This is a genomic window from Rhodobacteraceae bacterium D3-12 (assembly GCA_025916135.1).
Taxonomy (GTDB): domain Bacteria; phylum Pseudomonadota; class Alphaproteobacteria; order Rhodobacterales; family Rhodobacteraceae; genus JAKGBX01.
Window position 1 is genome coordinate 3,196,150 of sequence record CP104793.1, and the last position, 12,261, is coordinate 3,208,410.

The 12,261-nt window shown below is 57.5% G+C and carries 8 protein-coding genes and 3 pseudogenes; 1 reads left to right on the plus strand and 10 read right to left on the minus strand.

The window, feature by feature from the left end; all coding sequences use genetic code 11:
- The first annotated feature begins 55 nt into the window (after positions 1-55).
- Positions 56-667: a TetR/AcrR family transcriptional regulator gene (locus tag N4R57_15850; protein ID UYV36467.1), complete on the plus strand. Its 612-nt coding sequence runs from the start codon at positions 56-58 to the stop codon at positions 665-667.
- A gap of 343 nt (positions 668-1,010) precedes the next feature.
- Here the strand turns inward: N4R57_15850 and N4R57_15855 are convergent.
- The 10 genes and pseudogenes from N4R57_15855 to N4R57_15900 all read right to left on the minus strand — a co-directional run bounded on the left by N4R57_15855 (position 1,011) and on the right by N4R57_15900 (position 12,191).
- Positions 1,011-1,205, minus strand: a pseudogene (locus tag N4R57_15855) (transposase).
- 263 nt (positions 1,206-1,468) lie between these two features.
- Positions 1,469-3,160, minus strand: coding sequence for a calcium-binding protein (locus N4R57_15860; GenBank protein UYV39596.1), 1,692 nt, complete (start codon positions 3,158-3,160; stop codon positions 1,469-1,471).
- Positions 3,140-3,253 (minus strand): annotated as a pseudogene (locus N4R57_15865) (hypothetical protein). Before N4R57_15865 ends, N4R57_15860 begins: the two are co-directional and overlap by 21 nt.
- 42 nt (positions 3,254-3,295) lie before the next feature.
- A pseudogene (locus tag N4R57_15870) lies at positions 3,296-5,302 on the minus strand (hypothetical protein).
- A 233-nt stretch (positions 5,303-5,535) separates the two neighbouring features.
- Complete coding sequence (locus N4R57_15875; GenBank protein ID UYV36468.1) at positions 5,536-6,960, minus strand: hypothetical protein; 1,425 nt, start codon at positions 6,958-6,960, stop codon at positions 5,536-5,538.
- Between the two features lie 529 nt (positions 6,961-7,489).
- Complete coding sequence (locus N4R57_15880) at positions 7,490-8,089, minus strand: ATP-binding cassette domain-containing protein (GenBank protein ID UYV36469.1); 600 nt, start codon at positions 8,087-8,089, stop codon at positions 7,490-7,492.
- 57 nt (positions 8,090-8,146) lie between these two features.
- Positions 8,147-8,890 carry an ABC transporter ATP-binding protein gene (locus N4R57_15885; GenBank protein UYV36470.1) on the minus strand — a complete coding sequence of 248 codons (744 nt, stop codon included), beginning with the start codon at positions 8,888-8,890 and terminating at the stop codon, positions 8,147-8,149.
- On the minus strand, positions 8,890-9,846 hold the full coding sequence (locus N4R57_15890; GenBank protein ID UYV36471.1) for a branched-chain amino acid ABC transporter permease: 957 nt from the start codon (positions 9,844-9,846) through the stop codon (positions 8,890-8,892). Before N4R57_15890 ends, N4R57_15885 begins: the two co-directional genes overlap by 1 nt.
- Positions 9,846-10,745 carry a branched-chain amino acid ABC transporter permease gene (locus tag N4R57_15895; GenBank protein UYV36472.1) on the minus strand — a complete coding sequence of 300 codons (900 nt, stop codon included), beginning with the start codon at positions 10,743-10,745 and terminating at the stop codon, positions 9,846-9,848. Before N4R57_15895 ends, N4R57_15890 begins: the two co-directional genes overlap by 1 nt.
- A 144-nt stretch (positions 10,746-10,889) precedes the next feature.
- A complete protein-coding gene (locus N4R57_15900; GenBank protein UYV36473.1) occupies positions 10,890-12,191 on the minus strand; it encodes an ABC transporter substrate-binding protein in 1,302 nt (433 codons plus the stop codon).
- Positions 12,192-12,261 lie beyond the last annotated feature (70 nt).

Here is a 12,261-nt window from a genome sequence, read left to right on the forward strand (position 1 = left end):
CAAGGCCCGGGTGCAATACCTTGCACTCGGGCGCCACAAGGAGCATTTTGCGCCTATGAATGAAATGCCCGCCAAATTAAAAGCGCGCTCGGATCGCAAGAACGCCAAACGGGGTCTGAAGAAGCAGCAGATCGCGGAAAGCGCGATCAAAGCGCTTGTCGAGCTTGGTTATGCAAACACCAGTCTGCGCGACATCGCTGAGCAAAGCGATATGTCGCTGGGTATGCTGCATTATTATTTTGAAGATCGTGCCGACCTGATCGTTTTCTGTGTGTCCCGTTACAAACAGGATTTCGTGGCAGAAATTGCCAGCGCCCTAGCGGCGGCGAAGGGTCGAGACGGCGTGATCGGTGCCTTTAGCGAGGTGCTGTCGGCGTCGATCGTCAACGATGCCCAGACCCACAGGCTTTGGTATGACATCCGCAATCAGGCAATGTTTGATGAAGCCTTTCGCCCGGAAGTGGAAGACATTGAACGCAAGTTGATCGAGGTCGTGCGCTCTGCCTTCCTGCAGGCAGGCCATGACAGCCCTGCAAATGTAGAGCTCGCTTATGCGCTGCTTGACGGCGCTTTTCGTTTTTTGATGCAGGGCCAGTTTGGCGCGTCGCCTAAATCGAAGGAAGATCTGAAAGCAGTCTTTCAGAATGTGCTAAGCCAGTTTCTTTAGTCTTTCCGGGGCAATAGCCTCGGGCGCAGCGTGAACGCGCCTCTTTATCGGAAAACGCACTCCCAATTCTCTGTCTTGGTCACGGCTCCCTATTAGAGATCGTGTTGGCGGCAGCATATTTTGGAGAACCCTCAGTTCAACCGCCCCGCCGCAAAGTGGTTTTTAATAACTGGCTCCATGAGCTTCGCTGCCGCGTCACGTAAAACTTGGCTCCTACACGATAGTTTGTCGCAAGGGCAATAGGCGCACCTCCACGAAGCCGGCTTATCCGCAATCTACGAAAGCTTCGAGATCACCTACTGCCCGGCAGCACATACATAGCATGTGTGAGGGGGCGATTCATCAAACGTCGGCTCTTGACTTCATGATCTACGTCGAGCTTCTTCAAAACCGGATCACCGAAAAGCTTCATCCACTTGTATAGCGAATGCGTGCTGACGCTTAAACGCCGGGAAACCTCCCGAACCGGTTAGCTCCGCACCGTGTGCTGATGCGCCACATCCCGCTTAAACTCGTCGCTGTAATTGCTTGTCCCCATGTCGTTCTCCTTGCCTCAAAGTCAGGGGCAAAGCGTCTGCAATAGCAAAGCAGCGTGCCCAATGGAGTGTACTTCTCGTGCTTGGATATGCGGCATTTTGCGCGTTTTTTGGGCGGCTTTGAGCCACAAGGGCAGCTTGACCAATTTCGGTCAAGCTGCCCAAGGTTATCGTTTTTCAATCCGTCGCCGGGTTTGTGGTCTTGCTAAGGTCGCCTTCCGGCGATCTGCGGTTTTGAACGCGACCCTAAATCCGGCATGCCGTTTTAGTCAAAGATGAAATCGAATTGAGAATAGTTCTCACCAACTCCGATTTCGCTGATATCAACCCCTTCAAGCAGGATCGTATCGGCGCCATCAGTGATCCTTGTCGATCCACCCCCTGCATTAGACAGGTGGGTGAGTAGATCGGCGAAATCCGTGATCCCAGAAACCCCGGAAAGGTCAACTTTCTCGGCATCGTTGGCGCTAAAGTCTGTGATGGTGTCGTTGCCAAACCCGTTCACAAACACGAAGGTATCATCGCCCAAATCACCCGTCAGGCTGTCGTTACCAACGCCTCCAGTTAAGACATCGTCGGCCCGGCCACCCAGAAGCGTGTCGTTACCGCCACCACCCGAGAGCAGGTCGCCGTTGGCTTGATATGCCGCACCTACAGCACCCTGACCGGACATCAGCAAATCATTGCCTTCGCCGCCCGAGATCGTATCGACCTCGGCCGAGGAGAAGTCATCGCCGCCGGTGATGGTATCGTTACCGTCGCCACCGGTCAGGCTATCAGCGCCATTACCGCCGTTCAAGTTGTCATGGCCGTCACCGCCTTCAAGCGTGTCCTGGCCATAGCTGTTGATGCTAGCGGTCCCAGCATAAAGCACATCGTCGCCCAAGCCACCACTCATGCTGTCGTCGCCTTCACCTCCAGACAGAACATCATCCGCTCCGCCGCCGAGCAATGTATCGTCACCCGCATCGCCGGAAATCAAATCGCCATTGGCTTGAGATCCCGCACTTGCGGCCCCCTGACCAGACATAAGCAAGTCATTGCCCTCGCCGCCCGAGATCGTATCGACATCGGCCGAGGAGAAGTCATCGCCGCCCGTAATCGTATCGTTGCCATCGCCACCAGTCAGGCTATCGGTGCCATTGCCGCCGATCAGGCTGTCATCGCCATCACCGCCCTCAAGCGTGTCCTGGCCCAAGCTATTCATGCTGTCGGTCCCAGCATAAAGCGTGTCGTTGCCCAAGCCGCCCATCAGGCTGTCGTTGCCTTCACCGCCAGACAGAGAATCGTTCGCTTCGCCGCCGAGCAATGTATCGTCGCCCAAATCACCGAAGATCAGGTCACCATTGGCTTGGTATGCGACATCTACAATGGTCTGACCGGACATCAGAAAATCGTTCCCGTCGCCGCCGTAAATCGTATCGACATCTGCCGTGGAAAAGTCTGTGCCACCGGTGATCGTGTCATTCCCTGCGCCGCCACTCAGACTGTTTTCACCATCGCTTCCGACGACAAGGTCATTACCCTCACCGCCTTCGATCGTGTCCAAGCCATGGCTGCTAAAGCTGTCCGACCCAGCATAAAGCGTGTCGTCGCCCAAGCCGCCGGTCAGGCTATCGGTGCCGTATCCGCCCATTAGAAAATCATCCGCTTCGCCGCCGAGCAATGTATCGTCACCCGCTTCGCCGGAAATCAAATCGCCATTGGCTTGATACGCCGCACTTACAGCACCCTGGCCGGACATCAGCAGGTCATTGCCTTCGCCGCCCGAGATCGTATCGACCTCGGCCGAGGAGAAGTCATCGCCACCGGTGATGGTATCGTTACCGTCGCCACCAAACAGGCTATCAGCACCATTGCCGCCAATCAGACTGTCATTGCCCACACCTCCATCAAGCGTGTCCTGGCCCAAGCTGTTGAAGCTGTCTGTCCCGGCATAAAGCGTGTCAGCGCCCAAGCCACCTGTGATGCTGTCGTTGCCTTCACCTCCAGACAGAACATCATCCGCGTCGCCGCCTTGCAATGTATCATCGCCTGCATCGCCGGAAATCAGATCGCCATTGGCTTGCGTTGCCGCGCTGGCACCTATTTGCCCCGAATAAATAAAGTCATTGCCATCGCCGCCTGAGATCGTATCGACATCGGCCGATGAGAAGTCATCGCCACCGGAGATAAGATCGTCGCCAGCGCCACCAGACAGGCTATTGGCCCCATTGCCACCGTACATTAAATCGTTGCCATCACCGCCCTCGAGCGTGTCGTTTCCGTAACTGTTGACGCTGAAGCTCCCAGCAAGAAGCGTGTCGTTGCCCAAGCCGCCGATCAGGCTGTCGGTGCCTTCACCGCCCATTAGCGAATCGTCCGCTTCGCCTCCGAGCAATGTATCGTCGCCCGCATCGCCGTAGATCTGGTCACCATTGGCTTGATATCCGCCAGCTACAAAGGTCTGGCCGGACATCAGAAAATCGTTCCCGTCGCCGCCGTAAATCGTATCGACATCTGCCGTGGAAAAGTCTGTGCCACCGGTGATCGTGTCATTCCCTGCGCCGCCACTCAAACTGTTTTCACCATCGCTTCCGACGACAAGGTCATTACCCTCACCGCCTTCGATCGTGTCCCAGCCATAGCTGCTAAAGCTGTCCGACCCAGCATAAAGCGTGTCGTCGCCCAAGCCGCCGGTCAGGCTATCGGTGCCGTATCCGCCCATTAGAAAATCATCCGCCCCGCCGCCGAGCAATGTATCGTCACCCGCTTCGCCGGAAATCAAATCGCCATTGGCTTGAGAAGCGGCACTAGTAGCACCCTGACCGGACATAAGCAGGTCATTGCCCTCGCCGCCCGAGATCGTATCGACATCGGCCGAGGAGTAGTCATCGCCACCGGTGATGGTATCGTTACCGTCTCCACCAGTCAGGCTATCAGCACCATTGCCGCCAATCAGGCTGTCATTGCCGTCACCGCCGTCAAGCGTGTCCTGGCCCAAACTGTTGACGCTAGCAGTCCCGGCATAGAGCGTGTCATCGCCCAAGCCGCCAGAGATGCTGTCGTTGCCTTCATCTCCAGACAGGACATCATCTCCCGCGTCGCCCATCAGCGTATCGTCACCATCCCCGCCATCGACCGTGTCGTTGCCGCCTTCTGGCACCATAAACGGCGGGCTGCCGTGAATTGCCATTTCTGAGCCGCCGGTCACCAGGTTGACCATGCTTTCGCTGTTGGCATCCACGACCCAATGCTCGTGCAAGTTCATAGGCTCTATATCAAAGTTAAACGCGTCTCGCTGGATCGTTGTGGTCGTGCGTGCATCACCAAAGATCCTGATATCGCCAAAATAGCCCACGGTGCGCTGGTTGGTCTGATCGTCGACCGCGCCGTCATCGTTATCTTGACCGAAAACCAACAGACCATTGCCACCGAGCCCGCCCGGGTCAAACGAGACGGCACCTTGGTATACGCCGTCAATAAGAAGGCTAACACTCGACTCGTGAGCATAGCCGTAGGTTCGCACCGAGATTCGGTGGACTTCGCCATCAAAAACGTCGGCGGCTGAAACGCCGAGGTTGCCGAAAGCTTCGTTGTAAAAGAAGTCAAAATCACCAAATAAATTTACATAGAGCCCGAACTCATTCTCCGTCCCCGGCAAACCGTAAGAAAACAGATGCGGCGCATCGCCTTCGGGTATGCCCCCTTCACTCTGGAACAGGAATTCAATCGTATTATAGGCTGGTGCGCCTGATGAAAAAATTGTGGCACTCAGGGCGTCGGTGCTCGCGCCGCCCGTGTTGAGCCCAATAAGATGGCTCGCACTATTTGGCGCGTCGCCATGCAGGAGGTCGTTACCGCTGCCACCATCCACAACGTCATCGCCCACACCGCCAATGATACTGTCGCTCCCGGAACCGCCGTCGAGCACGTCATCGCCGCCGTTGCCGTATATCGTATCGTTGCCACTGTCCCCGGCAATTACGTCATCTGCACCAAGGTCACCCGCTGATTGATTGTAATTGTAGTCACCATAGATTTTGTCATCACCTGACCCGCCAAGCAGCGTGTCTTCGCCGGCTCTGAATTCAACGATTGAAGCGCCGATTGTACGCACATCACCCCAAATGAAATCATCGCCGCCGTTGCCCCCAATGAAATCATGGCCACCGCGGAACGTGCCTTCGACTGAGTAGCTCGATGAGGCAAGAGAGTCAGTGGTGTCCCCGGCGAGGGAATCGTCGCCACCACCGCCTAGCAATGTATCATCACCGGCGAGGAGGGTTGATGTTGAATCAACCGAAAAGGCATCACCCCAGGCATGCGCTGACGACAAAGAGGTTAGCGTGCTTAAGTCGATGAAATCGTCCCCCCCATGACCACCGAGCCAGTGTAGATGAGAACCACATCGCCACCAAATTGTGGTAGAAAATCATGTGGGTTGTCCGACGATGCGATAATAAGATCGTCACCGCCAAATATACGCGCATTTGACTCCGTGTTATACGCGTCGCCGACCGCGACACTGGCAGTTCCATTGAGAGTGTCATTTCCGCCGACCAAGGTCGCCTCGTTGACGTCCAGCGCGTCCCCGAAGAAGAAGTTGACGCCAAGATCACCAGCCTCGAACGTATCGTCCTGACCGATTAACAGCGTTGCCGCACCGCTTAGATTACCGGCATCGCCACCAACTCTCTGTTGAAAGGTCGAATCGGTGCCAATAAAAGTTGTCTCTCCTGCCAGAACTTCGGCCCAGAAGGTGTCGGAATCCGTGCTTGTGCCGGTGAATGACAAATTGGACAGGTCTATATCAACCCCAGAGATAATGACGTCTTCACTGCCGCTATCGTAAAGGTCGATGACAAATTTCTGGACTTGTCCGGCTGTCGGGATATTGCTCCCGTCTATCGCGATCCCATGACCAATTGCCGTGATTTTATGCCCGTTGGCAGAAATCCAAGAATACGACGTGCCCGTAGAACTGTGGAAAGAGTCAAAAGTAATGTTTTGGGTTATTGACATATAGAATGATGGGCCGTCGTTATTGCTAAGGTCCACGACGGGCCCTGACGCGGTCTGATCGGCCTGCAAGCCGACATAGTTGATCACTTGGTCCAACTCAGCCTGGGTCAACCCCTCGAGCCGGTCCGCGGTGGGGACAACGAAGCTTTGGACATCTTCGGTGCCATCGGCAAAATTGTCGTTTTGCTGCGCATACATCATGAAAGAGATGGATTCACCGGGTTCAACCGTGATGGTATCATAGCCGTGTGTAAAGCCGCCAGTTGAGACCAATGAGGTTGGCGTCAAGCTTCCGTCACCAAAGAAAATTCCGACCACCGGGTCCGAGCCGCCGTTGCCAGTCGCGCTGTCATCCGAGATGATATAGGTGTCATCCGCCGCCTGCACCGTGTCGCCGCTGGAGCTCGCCAAAACCGTGTAATTTGAATCAGCGCCGGAGTTGTGGCTGTAGCTCAGGTCAAAGGTGATCGCCGCGCCGGTGTTGTTGGTAAAAGTGTCGAAAAACCGCGCATAGCCCTGCGTTTCAGAGACGTAAATCTTGCGCGAAACATCAAGCCCGCTGGTATGGGTGCCAACAGTCTCGTGCTGGCGGCCATTCATGCTCTCGATCGATTGCGTTGCAGACGTGGCAAACCAAGAAAGACCAAACGCACTGTCAAACGCGTCATCCGTGCCGTCGAGAATCTCTCCTGTGTTCCTAATGTCCCATTCGAACCCGTCGCCATCTTCAAGATTTACGGTAAAAGTGGCCATTATGCTTTCCCTTTTAAAATTTCCCGAACTGAGCCAAGAGCAGCATGGGGACGATGGAAGCCAATGCCCAACAATCCGCTGATGATCAAATTCAGTTCAATTAATCCGATTTGATGCAAACACTTGCACGCGCGGCTACCGCCGTTTGGTTTCATTTTTTTCAATCAACTGCGGCATTCTAGCACGGGATGCTGATAGGTCAAATTTTATGATTGCGCGTTGACGGGGGCGGTCTGCTGTTGGGTCTGTCGGCATTAAGGGGCCGCATTGCGAGCGGTGTCACAGGCCGCAAGGCCGCTAAACGGTGCGCTAATTGGTGAGGCTTTTCAGGAGCTTGCTCTGTTTTTACCCTGTGCTTGTCTGTGCTGGCCCCGGCGTAGGCTCTGGCGCGCGGGTTGCGGTAGGGTCGACATTCACATGGTCGCGCCGGTCTTTGGTCACGGCGAGGTCAGGGTCAGGGTCGGTGCCAGGCAGGGCAAACGCGGGCGCATGTCGTGGGTGAATTGGGCCATGCGCCCGGCGCGAGTGCTTAGGCGGCGGTCAGAACGCCGCGTTCGATCTGAAGCGTTTCATCGGCGATTTCATCGAGCAGCTTGGGGGACGATTCCGTGATCAGCAGCGCGATGTCGGGCCGGTGCTCACGCAGTTTCGACAGCGTGCGCGCGTATTCAAGCGCCAGCGCCGGGGCGAGCCCCTGAAACGGTTCATCAAGGAACAGCACCTTGTCCGCCACCATCAGCGCACGACCAAGCGCCACCATCTTGCCCTGCCCGCCTGACACGCCGCCGCCGGGGCGCTGGCGCAGATTGCGAAGCTCTGGCAGGAACTCATAGACCTCTTCGAGCCTGCGTTTGCGTTCCGCAGCAGGCAGGTTCAGAGCGAGCGCCGGAAGCAGGATGTTGTCTTCGATTGTGAACTCGCCAATGAGGCGGCGATCTTCGGGGGAATAGCCGATCCCGAGGGCGGCGCGCGCATGGCTGGGTAGGTCATGCACCGCAGTGCCGTTCAGCCGGATCACGCCCTTTTGCCGTGGCAAAAGCCCCATGATCGCGCGCAGGGTTGTCGTTTTGCCCGCGCCGTTACGGCCGATCAGAACGGTGCAGACACCGGCCTTCAGATTGAACGCCAAGTCCCGCAGGGACCTGAACGCCCGCGATCTCGACAGAAAGGTCTTTGACTTCAAGCATTATATTGCCCCCACCACACTTTTCAGAACGCGCGGATCTTTCATGACCGTATCCGGGTGCCCTTCGGCCATGACCTGACCGGCCTCCCAGACCACAACGCGATCGGCGTATTTTTCAACGATTTCCATGTCATGTTCGACAAAGAGCGCGGTGATGTTCTGCGCCCTCATGGCCGTCATGAGCGTATCCATCAGTGGAAACCGCTCAAGCGCGGACACGCCACTTGTTGGCTCGTCCAGCAGCAACAGGCGCGGTCGGAGCGCCATGGCCACTGTGACATCAGCCAGTTTGCGCAGCCCTTCGGGCAAGGCCCCGGCGAGGGTGTTGGCGTGCTCTTTCAAGCCGAGCAGTTCAAGCAGTTCCATCGCCTCGTCGATATAGGCCGGGCGCGTCAGCGGCGTGAGCATCTCCCAGATGTTGCGATGGGCGGCAAGCGCGAGCATCACATTCTCGATGACCGTATGTTCGGTGAACAACTGCGGGATCTGAAAGGCCCGCGCGATCCCTTTGCGCGCAATCGTGCGCGGTGGCATCGCCGTGATCTCGCGATCTTCGAGCCAGACAGACCCGGCATTCGGGCGCAGATAGCCGGTGCATAGGTTGAGAAATGTCGTCTTGCCCGAGCCATTCGGCCCGATGATTGCAACGAATTCGCCCTCGTGAATAGTCAGGTCCACGCCGTCCGCAGCCTTGACGCCACCAAAGCTCACCTCAAGCCCTTGTGCTTTCAACAATGGTTTCATCACAGTTTCGGCTCCCCTTTGTGGTCCTTGATGCCGGACAGCTTTTCGACAAGGCCAAACAGGCCGCGCGGCAGGAAGAAGATCACGACAAGCAGGGTAACCCCGACGATCATGTTCCAGGCCTCGGCAAAGTATCCGACGGCCGCAGTGTGAACGACTTCGAGAAAGACCGAGCCGAGGAACGGTCCGGCGATGCCGGCGATCCCGCCCAGAACCGCAGTCAGAACAAAGTGGCCGCTTTCCGTCCAGAAGGCGTATTCCGGCAGGACGTGTCCGATCGACGTGGCCGCGATGGCCCCGCCCAAACCGGCAAGCGCCGCCGAGAGGCCATAGCCGACCAGAAGCACCGACCACGCCGATACGCCAAGATATTCGAGGCGTACTTCATTGGTGTGAACCGCCGAGAGCGCATGGCCCAGCGGGCTGTGCAGGTAGCGGTGCACGACAAAGCCGACCACAACCACCAACAGCAAGGCGATGTAGTAGAGCAGAGTGTCAAACGCCGCCTTTTCCAGCTCAAACCCGAAGGCCGTTGGCACCGGCACGCCGATCCCGTCGGTGCCGCCGGTGATGCCGTAAAGCTTGGACACAAGCGCATAGGCGACCATCGACACCGCGAGATTGAGCATCGCGAAAAAGATCGCGCGATAGCGGACAAGGAACATCCCGACAATCAGCCCGACAACCGCGGCAAGCACGGTCGATGCCAGCAGGATGAGAACGATGTCCGTCACCCCCAGCCGCGTGGCGAGGAAGGCCGCGCCATAGGCTCCGGCGGCAAAGAACATCGCATGACCGAGCGAGATCAGCCCCGCGCGCAACAGCAAGGCCACGCCCAGCGCCGCGAACCCTTTGGCCATGGCGATGGTTAGCACGAACTGGATCGAGGGAAACGCCAGAGGCGCGAGCATCATCGCAACAACGCCGCCGGCAAGTATGGTGTGAAATCTGGTCATCAGATCCTCCGGGTCGCGCCGCTGCCGAACAGGCCATAAGGCCGCACGATCAAAACGACGAGCATGACAAGATAGGGGGCGACCGCATCAAGCGCGGGGGCGAAATAGATCGCCAGCACCTTGGCGACAGCGACGATGATCGAGGCAAGGGCCGCGCCTTCGACCTGTCCAAGGCCACCGACAGCGGCAACGGCAAAGGCCAGCACCATGGTTTCAGCGCCAAGGCCGGGCGATACGCCGGATGTCGGGGTGGCCAGCGCCCCGCCCAGGGCCGCCAGAAAGACGCCGATGGTAAAGGCGATCACGAACATCTTGCCCGTGTCGATCCCCATCGCCTGTGACACTTCGCGGTCTTCGACGACCGCCGCCAACAGCTTGCCAGTGCGCGAGTAAGCGATGAACACCTTCAGCGCGATCAGCACGATAATCGCGAATGCGATCAGCAGCAGTTGATAGTTGAGATAGACGATCCCGCCGAGTTGGGTGATCCCCAGAAGTGCCATCGGTGTGTCCTGATAGACCGACTGCACGCCGAAAACCATGCGCTGCAGGTCTTCGAGGATCAGGAACAGGGCGAAGGTCACCAGCACCTGCACCGCTTCGCTTTTGTCATAGGTCCACCGCACCAACAGCTTTTCGATCAGCGGGCCGAACAGCAGGGCGACAAATGCCGCCGACAGCAACAGCGCCGGAAATGTGAGCCACGCAGGCAGGCCGGCAGCGATGATCCACATGCCGACGCTGGCGGCAACATAAGCGCCGATGGAATACAGGCTGCCGTGGGCAACATTCAGAATGCGAAGGACGCTGAACACCAGGGTCAGACCCACCGCCACGAAGAAGATCAGGGCGGCATTGGCGAGCGCGTCGACCGCCAAGGGGATGATTGATTGTAGCATTGTGTTTACCTTAACTCGGGCACGAACGCGGGCACGGAATTGAGTACAGATTTGGGGGCGGGCTGGGGCGGAGACGGGCTTTTACATGGAGCACCCGGCACCGCAAGTGCAGGACCCGCAACCTGTGCTGCGGGTCCTGCCATTTCATGTTGGCTTACTTGTAGCTACCTGGATCGGGCAGTTTGTCGAGGATCGACGGCGTGAGCGTGCCGATCCAGCCAAGCGGTCCTCTCCGAGCGGCGGCAGCAAAGTCGCGCCATCATAGCGCACCATGTTGCCGAGCACTGGATAGTCGATACCTTCAACGATCGTTGTCGTGCCGACGACCTGATCTACGATACCGTCGTTATCCTCACGGAAACGCATCTTGCCGGTCATCGTGTCCATGCTGAGACCTTCCATAGCGCCGACCAGTTCGGCATGGGTGGGCCATGTGCCGCCGTTGGTTTTCATGGCCGTTTCATAGGCGGCCTGCATCACAAGGAAGGCATTGGCCATCTTCACCGCCGGAAAGACCGGATCTTCGCCGAATTTCGCTTTGTAGGCGGCGGCGAAAGGCTCGGCTTTGCCGATTTTTTGCGCGTCCGGCGATCTCCACCAGCCGTCACCCAGCACGCCGACGATCACGCCTTCGGGCAGGTTAGAGCGTTGCAACACCGTTTCGCCAAGGGCGAGAACCGCTTTGCTCTGGGCGAAAATGCCGCGCGGCTGGGCCTGACGGATGAAGTTTTCAAGGTCGCCACCCCAGAGGTTCGAGAAGATCACGTCTGGGCGTGCCGCCGCGAGGCGCGAAATTTCGGTCTGATAGGTGGCTGAGCCCAGTTTGGGGAACAGTTCGGCCACGACTTCGGCTTCCGGCTTTACGGCCTTGAGCGTTGCCTTGACGATTTCGGCGGCGTCATGGCCAAAGGAGTAGTCCGGGTTGATAATCGCCACGCGCTTTACGTCCGGATTTTCCTCAAGAAAATAGAGCGTATAGGCCATGAATTCGGCAATCGTGTTGCCGTTGGGGCGATAGAAATAGTCGTAATTCTTTTTGTAAAGCTGGTGCGTGTCGCAGTTCCAACCAACCGTTGGCACCTGCAATTGATCCGCGATCGGTGCCAGAGCCAGACAGTTGCCAGACGACAGCGCCGCGATCATGAAGTCGGTCTTGCCTTCGGCCAAGCGGCGGTATTCCGAGATCACACCTTCGGCGCCTTGCGCCTCGTCTACAAAGGTGGCCGCGATCGGCACGCCGGCAATGCCGCCGTTTGCGTTGATCTGTTCGATCATGATTTCTGCGCCCTGCCGTCCCGGCATGCCATAGGCTGCCGCCGGTCCCGACATGAACGTGAAGACGCCGATGTCAATGCTCTCGGGCTTGTCCTGAGCCATCACGGATGTCGCCAGCGTTGTCAGGGCCAAGGCCGCAATGGCCAGGGTCTTTTGTCTGAAGTGTTGCATTCTACTTCCCCGTTTTGCTTTTCATCTTGGTTTCGCGGCGTTTTTCCAAAGAGCGGAGCGGGTTAGCCCG

Coding starts and splice junctions, on each gene's coding strand:
- N4R57_15850 (UYV36467.1), top strand. CDS start 56: ATGAATGAAATGCCCGCCAAATTAAAAGCGCGCTCGGATCGCAAGAAC.
- N4R57_15875 (UYV36468.1), bottom strand. CDS start 6,960: ATGGCCACTTTTACCGTAAATCTTGAAGATGGCGACGGGTTCGAATGG.
- N4R57_15885 (UYV36470.1), bottom strand. CDS start 8,890: ATGAAACCATTGTTGAAAGCACAAGGGCTTGAGGTGAGCTTTGGTGGC.
- N4R57_15890 (UYV36471.1), bottom strand. CDS start 9,846: ATGACCAGATTTCACACCATACTTGCCGGCGGCGTTGTTGCGATGATG.
- N4R57_15895 (UYV36472.1), bottom strand. CDS start 10,745: ATGCTACAATCAATCATCCCCTTGGCGGTCGACGCGCTCGCCAATGCC.
- N4R57_15900 (UYV36473.1), bottom strand. CDS start 12,191: ATGCAACACTTCAGACAAAAGACCCTGGCCATTGCGGCCTTGGCCCTG.